This window comes from Microbacterium sp. AG157, assembly GCF_003385695.1.
GTDB lineage: Bacteria > Actinomycetota > Actinomycetes > Actinomycetales > Microbacteriaceae > Microbacterium > Microbacterium testaceum.
Genome location: NZ_QRDK01000004.1, coordinates 96422 through 112582, shown reverse-complemented (window position 1 = coordinate 112582; position 16161 = coordinate 96422). Strand labels below are relative to the sequence as shown.

Below are 16161 nucleotides of genomic sequence, written 5' to 3'. Positions count from 1 at the left end.
TACGCGCGGACCCCGCGCGCATCGCACGAGAGGAGTCTGATGGCTCTCCTACCCGGCATTCACGGTCCCCGTGACCTCGATGGGCTGACCCCCGACCAACTGCGGCAGCTGGCCGCGGAAGTCCGCTCATTCCTCATCGAGAAGGTCTCCCGCACGGGCGGGCACCTCGGCCCGAACCTCGGCGTCGTCGAGCTGACGATCGCTCTCCACAAGGTCTTCGACTCCCCGTCCGACCCGATCATCTTCGATACCGGACACCAGTCGTACGTGCACAAGATACTCACCGGCCGTCAGGACTTCACGGCCCTGCGTTCCCGCGGAGGCCTGGCGGGTTACCCGCAGCGTGCCGAGAGCGAGCACGATGTCGTCGAGTCGTCGCACGCCTCGAGCTCCCTCAGCTGGGCCGACGGCGTCTCGCGGGCTTTCAGCCGCACCGGTCGCCGCGACCGCCACGTCATCGCCGTGGTCGGCGACGGCGCACTCACCGGCGGGATGACCTGGGAAGCACTCAACAACATCAGCGACGACAACGAGCGCAATCTCGTCATCGTCGTGAACGACAACGGGCGATCGTATGCGCCGACCATCGGCGGGATGGCGCGTTACCTCAATCGCGTGCGGACCAACGACGCGTACCGCACGCTGCACCGCGGCTCCGACACGCTCTTCCGTCGCCTGGGTCCGGCCGCGCGCGCCGTCTACCGTGGCGTGCGCGGCGGCACCCACGGCTTCCTGTCGCGCTTCACGAACAACGAGGCGCTCTACAGCAACCTCGACATCAAGTACCTGGGTCCCATCGACGGGCATGACTTCGAATCGCTCATCGAGACGCTCGAGCTCGCCAAGTCGTACGGTGCCCCCGTCATCGTGCACGCCATCACCGACAAGGGCAGCGGCTACGCCCCCGCGATGAGCGACGAGGCCGATCAGTTCCACGCCGTGGGCAAGATCGACCCCGTCACGGGCGAGGCCATCGGCGCGGGCGGTGGTCTGCAGTGGACCGACGTCTTCGCCGAGGAGCTGACGAAGGTCGGTGGAGAGCGCGACGACATCATCGCCATGACCGCGGCGATGCTGCGCCCCACCGGTCTCCAGCAGTTCGCCGAGCGCTTCCCCGAGCGCGTGTACGACGTGGGCATCGCCGAGCAGCACGCCGTGGCATCCGCCGCCGGTCTCGCCTTCGGCGGCCTGCATCCTGTCGTCGCGATCTACGCGACGTTCATGAATCGCGCGTTCGACCAGGTCATGATGGACGTCGCCCTGCACAAGGCCGGCGTGACCTTCGTGCTCGACCGCGCCGGAGTCACCGGTCCCGATGGCCCGAGTCATCACGGCATCTGGGATCTGGCGATGCTGCAGCTCGTTCCCGGCATCCGGATCGCCGCTCCGCGCGACGCCGCACGTTTGCGCGAGGAGTTCCGCGAGGCCACGGCCGTCGAGGACGCCCCCACGGTCGTTCGATACCCCAAGGGCAAGGTCAACGCCGACGTCGAGGCCGTCGAGCGCCTGCACGACGGTGTCGACGTCCTGAGCCGCGGAGCGAGCGAGGATGTGCTGCTGGTCGGTATCGGCCCGATGGTGCACCTGGCCCTCGAGGTCGCCGAGCGTCTCGAGGCGCAGGGTATCGGCGCAACGGTGATCGACCCGCGCTGGGCGATCCCCGTGCAGCCCTCGGTGATCGAGCTCGCACGCGAGCACCGCCTGGTGATCACGATTGAAGACGGCATCCGCGTGGGCGGCGTCGGCACGCGCGTGCGTCAGGTGCTGCGCGAGGCCGGAGTCGACACGGCCGTCGATGAGCTCGGCATCCCCGACGAGTTCATCGACCATGCCACCCGTGAGCAGATCCTCGAAGACGCCGGCCTCACTGCGTCGAAGATCGCTCACGACGTCGTTGCGCAGGTGCTCGGAACCCGCGTTCCCATGGCGCGCCAGACCCCGACCGGCTCGATCCCCACGATCGAGGAGTGGGAGAAGTCGCGCCGCTGACGCGGCGGCATGGTCGAGAACGGGCGGGGATGAGGGGATTCCGACCCGTTCGTCGTGTGCGCCCCGTCACGAGGACAGGGGATGCCGCAGGAACAGGCTAAACCGGGCGCGAGGGACCTGTTCTCGGCGCATGCCCGGTGTTCCCGTGGCAACCCGGCCTGCCGCGGCGCACCGGTCGTCGCGTCGCCAGAGCAGGGGATGGATCCGGAACAGGCCGGAACGAGCGACACCCACCTGTTCTCGTCGCCCGTCCTGTTCTCGTGACGCGGTGTCTCCGCGCACGACGGCGGCGCCGCCCCCGAAGGGACGGCGCCGCTGTCGTCAGGCGGGGGCTCAGCCTCCGATGCCCCGGATGGGCGGGTGATGGAACGTGTCACCGAAAGCCCGCTGGGATGCCCCCTCACGGTCGAGGTAGGGCGAGGCGCCACCGTCGATGAACGGCCACCCGGCGCCGAGGATGAGGCACAGGTCGATGTCCTGCACCTCGGGCACGACGCCCTCGTCGAGCATGATGTGGATCTCCTGCGCGAGACCGTTCTGCACGCGCGCGAGGATCGTCTCGGGCGCCACCGGCGTCTTTCCCGTGACGAGCACCTTCTGAGCCGCCTTGGTCCACCCGGTCACACGACCGCCCTTGTCCTTCTCGACGACCTCGGGGAGGGCGGCGAGCTCGTGGAAGTTCTCCGACGAGAAGAATCGGTCGGGGAAGGCGTGCGCCATCGTGTCTTGCACGTGCGCGGCGACTTTCCATCCCACCAGGTCGATGAGCTGGAACGGTCCCATCGGAAGACCGAGCGGCGCGAACGCCTTCTCCACCACCGTGATCGGTGTCCCCTCGTACACCGCTCGCGCCGCTTCACCCATGACCTTGGCCAGCAGACGGTTCACGACGAACCCGGGGGCGTCGGCGGTGAGCACGGCGTTCTTGCCGAGACCCTTGGCGACCACGAAGGCCGTCGACAGCGCCGCGTCGGAGGTGGCATCCGTCTTCACGACCTCGATGAGCGGCATGACAGCGACGGGGTTGAAGAAGTGGAAGCCCACCAGACGCTCGGGGTTCTGCAGCACCGAACCGATCTCGGCGACCGAGAGCGACGAGGTGTTGGTGGCAAGGATCGCGTCGGCGGCGACGATCTTCTCGATGGCGGAGAAGACCTCTTGCTTGACGCCCACCTCTTCGAACACGGCCTCGATCACGAAGTCGCAGTCCGCGAACTCCGACCGGTCGGTGGTGCCGTGCACGAGGGCGCGCAACTGATTGGCGGTGTCGCCGTCCAGACGACCCTTCGCCTCCAGCTTGCCGATCTCTTCACGAATGGATGCCACGCCTTTGTCGACCCGACCCTGATCGAGGTCGGTGATGATCACGGGCACGCGCAGCTTGCGCACGAACAGCAGCGCGAACTGCGAGGCCATGAGACCGGCACCGATGACGCCCACCTTCGTGACTCTCTTCGCGAGGGCCTTGTCGGGGGCTCCCACCGGACGCTTCGCGCGCTTCTGCACGAGGTCGAAGGCGTACATGGACGCCGCGAACTGGTCGCCGGTGATGAGATCGGCGAGAGCCTCGTCCTCGCGGGCGAACCCCTCGGCCTTCGTGCCGCTCTTCGCCTTGTCGAGCAGGTCGAGCGCGACGTAGGGGGAGCGGGGCACGGTGCCGATCTTCGACTCGAGCATGCCGCGGGCCATCTTGATCGCGATGGGCCACTTGGTCAGACGCTCGAGCTTGCCGGGCTCGTTCTTGCGCTCGACGCGGACCCGACCGGTGAGCACATCGTCCGCCCAGCGGAGCGAGTCCTCGAGGTACGAGGCCGCCGGGAAGATGGCATCCATGATCCCGAGGTCGAAGGCCTGCTTCGGCTTGAGCATGCGGTTCTGTTTGAGGGGGTTCGAGATGACCACCTCGAGCGCGTTCTCGATGCCGATGAGGTTCGGCAGCAGGTAGGCGCCGCCCCAGCCCGGAATGATGCCGAGGAACACCTCGGGGAGCGCCACGGCTGCGGCGGAGGCGTCGACGGTGCGGTAGGTCGAGTTCAGCGCGATCTCGAGACCGCCGCCGAGCGCGAGGCCGTTCACGAACGCGAACGTGGGCACACCCAGGTCGGACAACGAGCCGATCACCTGGTGTCCGCGCTGCGCGATCAGGCGCGCGACCTCTTTCGAGGGGAGCTTCGCCACGTCGGACAGGTCGGCGCCCGCAGCGAGGATGTACTGCTTGCCGGTGATCGCGACGGCGTGGATCTCGCCCTTCGCGGCGCGCTCCTTCAGCGTCGCGAGCGTGCGCCCGAGCTCGGCGAGCGTCGCGGGCCCGAGGGTGTTCGGCCGCGTGTGGTCGCGCCCGTTGTCGAGCGTGATCAGCGCGAGCACGTTGCCCGAGGGCAGGCGCACGTCGCGGACGGGGGAGTGGGTCACCACCTCGTCGGCGGTGAGGGCGTCGAGGGGCGTGAAGTCGATCGAGGTGTAATCGGTCACTTGCGCTTCTTCTTTCCGTCGAAGAACGGGTTCTCCCAGATGACCGAGCCACCCTGCCCGAGGCCCACGCACATGGCGGTGAGGCCATAGCGCACGTCGGGACGCTCGGCGAACTGCGCGGCCAGCTGGATCATGAGACGCACTCCGGATGCCGCGAGCGGGTGGCCCAGGGCGATGGCGCCGCCCCACGGGTTCACGCGCGGGTCGTCGTCGGCGATGCCGAAGTGGTCGAGGAGCGAGATCACCTGGATGGCGAACGCCTCGTTCAGCTCGAACAGGCCGATGTCGTCGATCGTGAGTCCGGCCTTCTTGAGGGCCTTCTCGGTCGAGGGGATCGGGCCGATGCCCATGATCTCGGGCTCGACGCCGGCAAAGGCGAACGACACCATGCGCATCTTCGGCGCAAGGCCGAACTCCTTCACGGCATCGCTTCCCGCAAGCAGGCTGATCGTTGCACCGTCGGTCAGGGGCGACGACGTGCCGGCGGTGACGCGACCGTGCGGACGGAACGGTGTCTTCAGCGTCGCGAGGCCCTCGAGCGTGGTCTCGGGGCGGCGCCCCTCGTCCTCGGTCGCCAGCCCCCAGGCACCGTCGGCGTCCTTGATCGCGACCGACACGAGGTCGGGCTGGATCTTGCCGGCGTCGTAGGCCGCCTGCACCTTGTGCTGGCTCGCCACGCCGAAGCGGTCGGCCCGTTCCTTCGTGAGGTGCGGGAACCGGTCGTGGATGCGCTCGGCCGTCACGCCCATGTTCAACGCGCCCGGGTCGACGAGCTTCTCGGCGACGAAGCGCGGGTTGGGGTCGACGTTGCCGCCGATGGGGTGACGACCCATGTGCTCGACACCGCCGGCGAGGGCGAGGTCGTACATTCCGACGCCGATCGAGGCGCCCATGGTGGTGACGCTCGTCATGGCGCCCGCGCACATGCGCTCGACCGCGAGGCCGGGCACGGTCATCGGCAGACCCGCAAGGATCGCCGCGGTGCGTCCGAGGGTCAGCCCCTGGTCACCGGTCTGCGAGGTCGCGGCGATCGCCACGTCGTCGATCCGATCCTTCGGCACGTCGCCGTTGCGCTCCATCAACCCGATGATCGCCTTGACCACCAGGTCATCAGCGCGGGTGTTCCAGTACATGCCCTTCTCGCCGGCGCGCCCGAAGGGGGTGCGCATTCCGTCGACGAAGAAGACATCCGTCATCTCGGCCACTCTGCCTCCAAAGTTTGGGATGACCCCAGCCTAGGAAGACCGATTCGGTGGGAAGAATCGGTTGTCCGAACCTACGAATCCGTGGCAGACACGTCCTCGTCGGCATTGAGGGAAGCTACAAAGCTATCGGCGATCACCTGTGAGGTCTGGTCAATCTGCCACGGCCGCGCTCCGAGTTCCGCGAGAGCCGTCCCGACCGAATCAGCCGTGACCTCGGACGGCGGAGCCCAGGCCAGACGACGGAGGGTCTCGGGCGTGAGCAGGTTCTCGGTCGGCATCCGCAGCTCTTCCGCTCGCGCCTCGACGGCCGGACGGGCCTTCTTCAGACGACGATCGGCCTCGGGGTTGCGGTCCGCCCACGCGCGCGGCGGAGGGAGGGTGTCGCTGGGAACACGGTCGGCGGGCAGGTCCGTCGACTCCCGACCGGCGACGATCGCGTTCCACCAGCGGTCCAGCTGAGTACGGCTGGCGCGACCGTTGAACTCTTTGACGCCCGCGAGCGCCTGCTTGGTCGCCGGATCCGCGATCACGGCCGCGACGAGGGCGCGATCGGGAACGAGTCGACCCGGGGCCACGTCCTGCTCGCGGGCGTAGTCCTCGCGCGCCTGCCACAGCGACCGTGCCACGGCGAGCGACCGGCGGCCGCGCACGCTGTGCAGGCCACTGAGTCGACGCCACGGGTCGTCGCGCGGCGGCTTGGGCTCGCGGTCGAGCACCGCTTGGAACTCCTGACGCGCGATCTCCGTCTTGCCCTGCTCGGCCAGCTCGGCATCGAGCACGTCGCGGACGTCGATGAGGTGTTCGACGTCGAGGGCGGCGTATTCGAGCCAGGATGCCGGCAGCGGGCGCGTCGACCAGTCCGCGGCCGAGTGGGCCTTGGCCAGAGTGATGCCCAGAGTCTGTTCGACGACCGCGCCGAGCCCGACGCGTTCGTGACCCAGCAGACGCGAGCCCAGCTCGGTGTCGAAGATGCGCGGAGGCTCGAGTCCCCGCTCGCGCAGCGACGGAAGGTCCTGGCTGGCAGCGTGGAACACCCACTCGACCTGGCCGATGGCGTTCTGAAGGGGCGAGAAGTCCTCGATCGTCGAAGGATCGAAGAGGAAGACCCCGGCTTCTCGGCGGAAGACCTGGATGAGATAGGCGCGCTGCGAATAGCGGAAGCCCGAAGCGCGCTCGACGTCGACCGCGGCGGGACCGCTCCCCGCGGCCAGGGTCTCGCAGGCGGCGAGGAAGCCTTCGGCGTCCTCGATGACGATGTACTCAACCACGCGTGGGCCTCCGGGCTCCAAGAACAGCGACGCCCTCCGACCCCGGGGGGAGGCCGGCGAGCATGCACACGAGCTCCGCCCACGCCTCGAGGTGCGGGCGGAAGGGACCGCGCGGCGACCACGACGCGCGAAGTTCGATCTGCGACCCCTCGCCCTGTGAGGCCAGCGCCCCGAAGCCGGTCGAGAGGGTCTTGGTGGCGGTGCCCGATTCGGAGTGGCGCTGGGCGCCGCGCGAGTCCAGAGCGTCGATCAGCCACGACCACGCGACTTCGGCCAGCAGCGGGTCGACGCCGATCTCCGGCTCGAGGGGGGCCTGCGCGAAGCAGACGATGCGCCAGGCACCTCCCCAGGGCTCCGGCTCCTCGGGGTCGTGCAGCAGGATGAACCGCCCCGTGCCGAAGGGTGAATCGGTGGCGTGCTCCTCGGGCCGCACGTCTCCCGCCAGCGCCAGGGAGAAGGGGGCCAGGCCGGACGGCGACGGAATCTGACGAACGATCAGGTCGTCGCGGAATGCCGTGTCGCGCAGCTCTTCCACGGCTCGCGCGAAGGGGCTGTCGGCCTCCGCCGGGCGCTGGTCACTCACGGCCACAGACTAGAGTGAGGCCTCGATGAACGCTCCCAGGCGCGCCGCGGATTCTCGCGCATCGCAGCGCACGACCACCGGTTTGCAGGTCACCCTCTCCGCCCTCGGTGTGGCCCTCGCCGCCTCCGCCACGGCCCTGGGAGCCGTCTCGTTCCGCATGGCGCGAACGGTCGTCCGGCCGGCCGGACGCCGCCCCGACACGCGCATCGTCCGTCTCGACGCGGCCGCACAGACCATCTCCCTCGAGCGCACGCCGAACACGACGCTGCCCGGGCGTTACGGCCTTTTCACCGTCGGATCAGTGGAGTATCTGCGACTGGGCTCGATCGTCGGCGAAGACGGGACGACCGTCACCCGCAAGCTCCTCACACATGTCCCCGCTGACGGCGATCTCGCCCCCGAGGCGGCCTTCAGCGGGTGGTACTTCGACAAACCCGACGACCTGTTGCTCCCGTTCCGCTCTCTCGACATCGACACCGGTGTGGGCGCCTGCCCGGCGTGGGAGTTCCCCGCCGAGCGCGACTCCGATGTCTGGGTGGTGCAGGTGCACGGTCGCGGAACGACGAGGTCGGAGACCCTTCGCGCCGTTCCGGTGTTCCACGCGCTCGGCATCTCGAGCCTGGTGGTGTCGTATCGCAACGACGGCGATGCTCCCCGCAGCCCCTCGGGGACGTACGCCCTCGGCGCGACGGAGTGGCGCGACGTCGACGCGGCGATCGGCTACGCCCGCCGACGGGGAGCGCGTCACGTGCTGCTGATGGGCTGGTCGATGGGCGGAGCGCTGTCGCTTCAGGCCGCCCTGGAATCACCCCACACCGACGTCATCGCCGGGCTCGTGCTCGATTCCCCGGTGGCGGACTGGCGCACGGTGCTCACCTTCCAGGGACGGGCCATGCGCCTGCCGCGCCCCGTGATCGCGCTGGCGGAGCGCACGCTCGCCTCCACCTGGGGAGCCACCGCGCTGCGCAGCGGAGAACCCATCCCTCTCGATCGCCTCGACGCCGTGTCACGGGCCGCCGAGCTCCGGCATCCGGTGCTCATCCTGCACAGCGACGACGACGGCTTCGTCCCCTCCGACGCCTCGCACGCGCTCGCGAGAGCGCGTCCCGACCTCGTCACGATGGAGACCTTCACGGTCGCCCGCCACACCAAGCTGTGGAACTACGACGAGATGCGGTGGACCACGGCGATCCGGGACTGGGTGCGCCGACAGGGCCTCTCCCGGGAGTGATTCCGGATGCCGGCATCCCGGCGAGACGGCAGGATCAGGCGTCGCGCTTCGCGCGCACCTGGCGCTTGGCGCGCATGAGCATGCCGGTCATGCCCGCGATGCGCAACGGGCTCACGGCGCGCGTCAGGCCGATGCTCTGCGGGAAGTCGTCGGGTACCGCGAGCACCTCATCGGCGGTGAGACCGGTGAGACCCTGCGACAGAATGCTCGCGAAGCCGCGCGTGGTCGGCGCTTCGGCGGGGGCCGTGGCGTGCATGGCAACCCGGTCGGCCTCGTCGACCGTGACGATGATGTACACCGGCGACTGGCACTCGACGACACGCTCGCGCATCTCGGGGTGATCGGCGTACTGCGTCGGGACCTCGGGCAGCTCCTGCGAGTACTCCAACAGCAGCTGCAGGCGATCGGGCTCGTCGAGCTCGAGGAACTCGTCGCGGATCTCGGCGAGGCGGGCGGGGAGGGCGTTGTCGGACATCACCGTCATCCTCCCACGCTCGCGTCGACCGGGCTCAGTGCGAGGGGACCTCGCCGGGCTCCGAACCCGCGACGATGGGCACGCGCACCGCGCTGCCCCACTCGGTCCACGAGCCGTCGTAGTTACGCACGTCGTCGAAGCCGAGAAGGTGCTTGAGCACGAACCACGTGTGGCTCGAGCGCTCACCGATACGGCAGTACGCCACGATCTTGTCACCGTCGGCCAGGCCCGCGCCGTCGCGGTAGATCGCGTCGAGCTCCTCCCGCGTCTTGAAACCACCGTCGTCGGCGACGGCCTTGCCCCACGGCACGCTCTGAGCGCTCGGGATGTGACCGGCTCGGAGAGCGCCCTCTTCGGGGTACGCGGGAGCGGTGGTGCGCTCGCCCGAGTACTCCTCGGGGGACCGGACGTCGATCAGCGGGTTGCCGAGGTGCGCGAGCACATCGTCCTTGTAGGCACGAAGCGCGGAATCGTCGCGCTCGACGACGGGATAGTCGGTGGGCTCGACGACCGTCTTATCGGTGGTGATCGGACGCCCCTCGGAGATCCACTTGTCGCGGCCTCCGTCGAGCAGACGTACGTCCTCATGCCCGAACAGCGAGAACACCCACAGGGCGTACGCGGCCCACCAATTGTTCTTATCGCCGTAGATGACCACCGTGTCGTCTCGCGAGATGCCCTTGCGGCTCAGCAGTTCGGCGAAGCCCGCGCCGTCGACGTAGTCGCGCACGACGGGGTCGTTGAGCTCGGTGTGCCAGTCGACCTTCACCGAGCCGGGGATGTGGCCCGTCTCGTAGAGCAAGACGTCTTCGTCGGACTCCACGACCACGAGGCCCTCCCGACCGAGACGCTCTTCCAGCCACGCACCCGTCACGAGCCGGCCGGGCTCGGAGTAGTCGGCGAACTTGGGGGAGGTGGTGTCGAACTCGACGGTCACGGGTACTCCTCGGTCAAGGCGATGGATGGCGCGGCATAGGGTGGACACCGCACCATCGACCCTAGATCCGCGGCATGGAGCACGCACCCTCCCCGTAAGACTTGGACACAGGACGGCCATGACCTCGACCCCCGCCACGACCGGCCTCATCCACCTCACCGAGCGTGAGCCCGCCGTCTCGGGCGCCGACATGGTCAGCGCCCTCGTTCCGCCGCCGCAGTTCGACGGGGCGACCTTCGAGTCGTACCGCGCCGATGCCGCCTACCCCTCGCAGCAGGAAGCAAAAGAGCTGCTCCAGGCCTTCGCCGGCGCGCAGGCGGCTCCGGCCAAGAAGGGCGGCTTCTTCCGCCGTGCCGAGAAGGTGGCACCGGCGAAACCGGGGGTCTACCTCGACGGCGGCTTCGGCGTCGGCAAGACCCACCTGCTGGCCGCGATCTACCACGCCATGCCGGCTCGCCGGAAATACTTCGGCTCGTTCATCGAGTACACCGCGCTGGTCGGTGTGCTCGGCTACGCCAAGGCCGTCGAGTTGTTCCGCGGCTCCGACCTGCTCTGCATCGACGAGTTCGAGCTCGACGACCCGGGCGACACGATGGTCATGACGCGCCTGCTCGGCGAGCTGGTGGCATCCGGAACCCGGCTCGCCGCCACCTCGAACACCCCGCCGAACGCGCTGGGCGAGGGGCGCTTCGCGGCCCAGGACTTCCTGCGCGAGATCCAGTCGATGGCCGACAGTTTCCGCACGATCCGCATCGACGGCACCGATTTCCGTCAGCGCGCGATCGACGGAGAAGCGAAGGTCCTGTCCGACGAGGGGTATCAAGAGGCGATGGATGCCGCGGCCTCCGGGTCGGTGGCGTCCGACGACGCCTTCCTCGACCTCGTCGGCCACCTCGCGCGCGTGCACCCCTCGCGCTTCATCCGCCTCATCGACGGGGTCGACGTGATCGGCCTGCGCGAGGTGGAGGTGCTGCACGACCAGTCGGCGGCTCTGCGCCTGGTTGCTTTCGTCGATCGCGCATACGACGCGCAGATCCCGGTCCGCGCCACGGGCGTCCCGCTCAACACCGTGTTCAGCGACGAGATGCTGGGCGGCGGGTACCGCAAGAAATACCTGCGCGCAGTCTCGCGCCTCGTCGCACTCACGCACTCCTGAGGCGAGTTCATCGCCGGTTCGCGGGCGCAGGAAACGCGATGTTTACCGGAGCGGCCCGGCTGTAACATCCACGAAACACGGGGCGAACGGTCGTGGAACCGGGGCTGTGGACACTGAGGGGACCCGACGCTTTACCTGCGTCCCTGCAGAGAGGTTCCCTCCGAGATGGATCAAGGCAACACCGCATTCATCCTGATAGCAGCCGCCCTCGTGCTGCTGATGACGCCAGGACTCGCGTTCTTCTACGGCGGTCTCGTCAAGGCCAAGAGCGTCATCAGCATGATGATGATGAGCTTCGGCGCGATGGGGCTCATGGGCGTCCTGTGGGTGCTCTACGGCTACGCGATCGCGTTCCCCGCGACCGACGCCGGCGTCACCAACGCCCCGTGGCACATCGACGGCGCTGACTTCGGCCTCGCCAACGTGCTCACCACCCCCGAGGGCGCCGCGTACCCGCCGCTCGCCTTCGTCGCCTTCCAGGCCACCTTCGCCATCATCACCGTCGCCCTCGTCTCGGGTGCGATCGCCGACCGCGCCAAGTTCGGCGCGTGGATGATCTTCGCCGGCATCTGGGCCACGGTCGTCTACTTCCCCGTCGCCAGCTGGGTCTTCAACTTCGGCCTGGCCGAAGACGGCTCCTTCAGCTACGGCGGCTGGATCACCCACGGTCTGCAGGACGTCTTCGGCGTCGGCGCGATCGACTTCGCCGGCGGTACCGCCGTGCACATCAACGCCGGTGCCGCAGCCCTCGCGCTGGCTCTGGTCCTCGGTAAGCGCGTCGGCTTCCAGAAGGGCGCCCACGTCCCTCACAACCCGCCGTTCGTCCTCCTCGGTGCGGGCCTGCTGTGGTTCGGCTGGTTCGGCTTCAACGCCGGTTCCGAGCTCGCCGCCGACAACACCGCCGCCCTGGCCTTCGTCAACACGATCGCCGCTCCCGCCGCAGCCCTCCTGTCGTGGCTGATCGTCGAGAAGATCAAGGACGGCAAGCCCACCTCGGTCGGCGCCGCCTCCGGTGCCGTCGCGGGTCTCGTCGCGATCACCCCGGCCTGCGCCGCTCTGACGCCGATCTGGGCCATCGTGCTGGGCCTGCTCGCGGGCGCGGTCTGCGCCCTCGCCATCGAGCTCAAGTTCAAGCTCGGCTTCGACGACTCGCTCGACGTGGTCGGCATCCACCTCGTCGGTGGTCTGCTCGGAACGCTGTACCTGGGCATCTTCGCCAACACGAGCGGCCTCATCTACAGCGGCTCGTTCAACCAGCTGATCGTCCAGGCGATCGCCGCCCTCGCCGTCCTGGTCTACTCCTTCGTGCTCGCCTTCATCATCGGCTTCGCGATCGAGAAGACCATCGGCTTCCGCGTGAAGAACGAAGACGAGATCGCCGGTATCGACACCGTCGTGCACGGCGAAGAGGGCTACGTGCTCTCCGACGTTCGCGGCTGACACCCGCTTCACCCCGAACGGGGCGTCACCGATTCGTCGGTGGCGCCCCGTTCGTCGTGCCTAGGGTGGGGGAATGGGAACCGCCTCTCGTCTGCTTTCCGCCGTACTGGGCATGTTCCGGTCGACGCCGACGGCTCCGCCCGCTCGTCATTCCGCTCCCGCCGCGCCGACCGCGCGTCCGTCCGGTCCTCGCGGGAGCGAGACCGTCGAGATCGATCCGCCGCGGCACCTCACCCTGTCGTACGCGCCGAAACGCGACAACGCCCCCGACGGGGGCGAGATCGTCTGGACGTGGGTTCCGTATGAGGAGCGTGACGGGCGGGGCAAGGACCGGCCGGTCCTCATCCTCGGTCGAGCGGATGCCACCCGCTCCTACGCCGTGAGACTCACCAGTAAGCCGCACGACGGCGACCGCCAGTACGTGTCGCTGGGGACGGGGGAGTGGGACCCTCAGCGTCGGCCCTCGTGGATCGACGTCGAACAGCTCTATCTCGTCCACGACGCGGGGATGCGCCGGGAGGCAGCGGCCTTGGACCGCGCGCGGTTCGACGTGATCGCCGCCGCTCTCGCCGCGCGCTACGGCTGGTCGCGCGGCTGACGCTCTGCGCTCATTGCCGCACCGAACGGGGAACTCTTCGTGAGAGCTACGTGAGATTCCTCTCATCTACCGGGTTTTCTTGCCGGGAACCGTTCGTTCTCGGCAACCAGGTCGATAAATTTCTGCCGTGCCGTTGGATCCCGAAGAGTCATTCGCTCAGGTCGAAGCCGACGTTCGTCGTGCCGAGATGCGCGCCGCTCAGATGCCGGTCTTCGAGGCGACGGTCGCTTCCGTGCGCGGCACCGGTCGCTCCCGCGGTCGCGACGTCATCGCCCAGGTGGACTCGGGCGGCCGGGTCGTCGATCTGCGGCTGAGTGAGGCGGCCCTGGCACGCGGCGCCCAGCGACTGTCCGCCGAGATCCTGTCGACCATCCGTCAAGCCGAGGTCGATGCCCGCGAGAGCACGCTCCGCGCGGTGAGCGAGCTCCTCGGCGCCGACGATCCCATCGTCGCGCAACTACGCGACACCGAACCCGCCTCACCCGAGAGGACTCTTCATGGCCGATGACATCGCCGTCGACTTCGATCGACTCCGACAGCACGCCGCATTCGTCGATTCCCTCGTGGGCGACGTCGGATCGGCGCTCTCCGTCCTTCGCGGCGGCAACCTGCTTCCCGAAGCCTTCGGGCTCTTGTGCGCATTCCTCGTTCCGCCGGGACTCGCGTTGTCGGCAGCCGCCACCGGTCTCCTCGGCGAGGACCAGTCACTGCTCATGCGCACCGCCGGCGAGTTGCGGCAGACCGCCGACCAATGGGAGCAGTTCGAAAGCGACACCATCGCGACCATCCGGTCCCTCGAGTCTGCGATGGGGGTGTGATGAGTACCGTCGTCGCCCCCGGCACCACCTTCTCCGGCAGCCGCGTCATCGAGTCGGGCCGCGCCCTCGCCGAGGCCGTCAAGAGCGGCAACTGGCTCGACGGAGGAATGGCGTTCCTCGACACCCTGGGCGATGCGGCCGCCGCGCTCACCGATCCCATCGGCACATTGACCGCGTGTGGTCTCGGGTGGGTCATGGAGCACCTCAAACCCCTCAGCACCTGGCTCGATCAGCTCGCCGGCAGCGCCTCCAACGTGGCCTCCGTCGCATCGCAGTGGGTCTCTGCCGGGTCATCGATGCGCCAAGCAGGCGCCGACCTCACCCGCCGCTTGAGCGATCTCGATGGCATGACCGGCGGCAGCATCACCGCGTACATGCGGTTCGCCACGGACGCGGCGAAGCACCTCGGCGCCTCGGGTGAATGGGCCGAGGCCGCGGCGAGCGGACTCACCTCCGCCTCCACCCTGGTGACCAAAATGCAGGGCGTCGTCAAGTCGGCGATCTCCAAGGTCGTCGCCACCGCGATCGAGGCCATGGCAGTCGTCGCCGCCTCGTTCGGTCTCGGCATGGGATACGCCATCGCGCGCGTCGTGATGAAGGTCAACGAGATGGTGAACAAGGTCGTTCGCCCTCTGCGGGCCGTGCTCGGATCGGTCAAGGCCCTCACCGGGCTCGTGCAGCAGCTCCGCGGTGTCTTCGACCGCACGTCGACCACGACTGCTGCAGCCCTGCAGAGCAGCGCCCAGACCATCCGTATCGATTCGGGGGCCGTCGTCGACGCGTCAGATGCCACCCGCTACGGAAACAGCGCCGCCCACGACCTCACCGTCAAGGGTCAGCGTGCAGACGGGGTCGTCTACCGCCCCTTCACCGTCTCGGGCGAGCACGCCTCGGCGGACTTCCACCTCAGCGGCTCCGGGGCGCTCTCCGGAGCCCCCACGCCCGATGGGGCGGTCGTCGGCCAGGCCTCCCTCGGCGGGTCCGCCGGCGCGGGCGGCTCGCTCGGTGGGCTGACCGGGCTCGATGCCAAGACCTTCGCCGGTGTGCACGGCGGAAACACTGGCTCGCTCATCGGCGGGACCACCGGGGGAGCGGCCATGGCCGCCACCTCCCTGTCGTCCGCGCAGGGTACCGGGCCCGGCGGTCTGCGCCCTCCGATGGCAGGCGCCGGCACCCAGCACGGAGCAGGGGCGGGAAGCCGACAGAAGCTCGGTCAGCGCCGTCGTGATCTTCGCGTGGTGATCGAAGACGATTGACCCACGATTCGACGACGCCCCGGCGTCCGGCCTCACGACGGCCGAGTGCCGGGGCGTTACCACGGAGGGCGCCGCTCGGCAGGAACATCGAACAGCCGCTCGGGCCGGCGCGGATCGTCGCGGGGCGAGTCGGCGTGTCGGGTCCGGCGGTTGCGCTGCGGGTGGAGGGGTGGGGAGAAGGCGGGCAACCGCGGCGACGACGTACGCATCGAAGAGCTCAGTCGTGCGGGGTTGGGGTCGAGGGGGTGCCGACCAGCTCTTGTCCGGTCCTGACGCCGGCGACTCACTGCTGAAAGTGGCGCGATAAACGCGACGCCGGAGGCAGACCGGCGAAGAAACAGAAAACCCCCGGCGAACCGGGGGTGAAACTGTGGGCGATGCCGGACTCGAACCGACGACCTCTTCCGTGTGAAGGAAGCGCGCTACCAACTGCGCCAATCGCCCTCATCCCGAACGGGACTCATCGATCGTACCGGATACCGAGAGGTCCTTCGAACCAGTGTCGGCAGACACGCGCGGGGCGCGCCTGGTTTTGCGCGCACGCTCAGATCGGGTAATGTCTTACGAGTGCTCGGGGCAAGCCCCGGGAACGAAATGCGGATGTAGCGCAGTTGGTAGCGCACAACCTTGCCAAGGTTGGGGTCGCGAGTTCGAGTCTCGTCATCCGCTCGAGTGGAGGGATCTCCGTCTGGGAAACCGACGGAGCATCACGACACGTGGGTCGAACCACATC

General features: G+C 68.7%; 14 protein-coding genes and 2 tRNA genes. 9 read left to right on the top strand and 7 right to left on the bottom strand.

The annotated features are described in order from the left end of the window. The first annotated feature begins 39 nt into the window (after positions 1 to 39). Positions 40 to 1989 (top strand): 1-deoxy-D-xylulose-5-phosphate synthase, encoded by a 1950-nt coding sequence (dxs, locus tag DEU35_RS13255; protein ID WP_103209419.1) that lies wholly within the window; start codon positions 40 to 42, stop codon positions 1987 to 1989. Positions 1990 to 2322: 333 nt separating this feature from the next. Here dxs and DEU35_RS13250 read toward each other — a convergent pair whose 3' ends face one another. From DEU35_RS13250 to DEU35_RS13235, 4 genes are all read right to left on the bottom strand, one after another. Further along, entirely contained in the window at positions 2323 to 4461 is a 2139-nt protein-coding gene (locus tag DEU35_RS13250) for a 3-hydroxyacyl-CoA dehydrogenase NAD-binding domain-containing protein (protein ID WP_116239781.1), read from the bottom strand. Beyond that, positions 4458 to 5666 carry a thiolase family protein gene (locus DEU35_RS13245; protein WP_103209424.1) on the bottom strand — a complete coding sequence of 403 codons (1209 nt, stop codon included), beginning with the start codon at positions 5664 to 5666 and terminating at the stop codon, positions 4458 to 4460. The genes DEU35_RS13250 and DEU35_RS13245 overlap by 4 nt, the downstream gene beginning before the upstream one ends. 71 nt (positions 5667 to 5737) lie before the next feature. Beyond that, positions 5738 to 6934 carry an HRDC domain-containing protein gene (locus DEU35_RS13240; RefSeq protein ID WP_116239780.1) on the bottom strand — a complete coding sequence of 399 codons (1197 nt, stop codon included), beginning with the start codon at positions 6932 to 6934 and terminating at the stop codon, positions 5738 to 5740. Beyond that, positions 6927 to 7517, bottom strand: coding sequence for a DUF3000 domain-containing protein (locus DEU35_RS13235; RefSeq protein WP_170210645.1), 591 nt, complete (start codon positions 7515 to 7517; stop codon positions 6927 to 6929). Before DEU35_RS13235 ends, DEU35_RS13240 begins: the two co-directional genes overlap by 8 nt. A gap of 25 nt (positions 7518 to 7542) precedes the next feature. Here DEU35_RS13235 and DEU35_RS13230 point away from each other — a divergent pair, with 25 nt between their 5' ends. Then, positions 7543 to 8748 carry a S9 family peptidase gene (locus DEU35_RS13230; RefSeq protein ID WP_103209432.1) on the top strand — a complete coding sequence of 402 codons (1206 nt, stop codon included), beginning with the start codon at positions 7543 to 7545 and terminating at the stop codon, positions 8746 to 8748. A 34-nt stretch (positions 8749 to 8782) separates the two neighbouring features. Here DEU35_RS13230 and DEU35_RS13225 read toward each other — a convergent pair whose 3' ends face one another. Next, the gene (locus DEU35_RS13225) at positions 8783 to 9223 is read right to left on the bottom strand and encodes a SufE family protein (protein ID WP_103209434.1); all 441 of its coding nucleotides are present in this window, start codon (positions 9221 to 9223) and stop codon (positions 8783 to 8785) included. Between the two features lie 34 nt (positions 9224 to 9257). Next, entirely contained in the window at positions 9258 to 10160 is a 903-nt protein-coding gene (locus DEU35_RS13220) for a sulfurtransferase (protein WP_116239779.1), read from the bottom strand. A 118-nt stretch (positions 10161 to 10278) separates the two neighbouring features. Between DEU35_RS13220 and zapE the strand changes: the two genes are divergently transcribed. From zapE to DEU35_RS13190, 6 genes are all read left to right on the top strand, one after another. Continuing rightward, the gene (gene zapE, locus DEU35_RS13215) at positions 10279 to 11316 is read left to right on the top strand and encodes a cell division protein ZapE (RefSeq protein WP_116239778.1); all 1038 of its coding nucleotides are present in this window, start codon (positions 10279 to 10281) and stop codon (positions 11314 to 11316) included. A 165-nt stretch (positions 11317 to 11481) separates the two neighbouring features. After that, the gene (locus DEU35_RS13210; protein ID WP_094734472.1) at positions 11482 to 12756 is read left to right on the top strand and encodes an ammonium transporter; all 1275 of its coding nucleotides are present in this window, start codon (positions 11482 to 11484) and stop codon (positions 12754 to 12756) included. 73 nt (positions 12757 to 12829) lie between these two features. Next, positions 12830 to 13354 carry a type II toxin-antitoxin system PemK/MazF family toxin gene (locus DEU35_RS13205; RefSeq protein ID WP_103209442.1) on the top strand — a complete coding sequence of 175 codons (525 nt, stop codon included), beginning with the start codon at positions 12830 to 12832 and terminating at the stop codon, positions 13352 to 13354. A gap of 127 nt (positions 13355 to 13481) precedes the next feature. Beyond that, on the top strand, positions 13482 to 13862 hold the full coding sequence (locus tag DEU35_RS13200) for a YbaB/EbfC family nucleoid-associated protein (protein WP_103209445.1): 381 nt from the start codon (positions 13482 to 13484) through the stop codon (positions 13860 to 13862). Next, positions 13852 to 14172 (top strand): type VII secretion target, encoded by a 321-nt coding sequence (locus DEU35_RS13195; protein ID WP_103209447.1) that lies wholly within the window; start codon positions 13852 to 13854, stop codon positions 14170 to 14172. Before DEU35_RS13200 ends, DEU35_RS13195 begins: the two co-directional genes overlap by 11 nt. Then, on the top strand, positions 14172 to 15428 hold the full coding sequence (locus tag DEU35_RS13190) for a hypothetical protein (RefSeq protein ID WP_116239777.1): 1257 nt from the start codon (positions 14172 to 14174) through the stop codon (positions 15426 to 15428). Before DEU35_RS13195 ends, DEU35_RS13190 begins: the two co-directional genes overlap by 1 nt. Before the next feature lie 371 nt (positions 15429 to 15799). Here DEU35_RS13190 and DEU35_RS13185 read toward each other — a convergent pair. Beyond that, a tRNA-Val gene (locus tag DEU35_RS13185) sits at positions 15800 to 15872 on the bottom strand. A 152-nt stretch (positions 15873 to 16024) separates the two neighbouring features. On the opposite strand from DEU35_RS13185, the gene DEU35_RS13180 reads away from it, so the two are divergent. Next, positions 16025 to 16097 (top strand) — tRNA-Gly (locus tag DEU35_RS13180). The last annotated feature ends 64 nt before the right edge of the window (positions 16098 to 16161 follow it).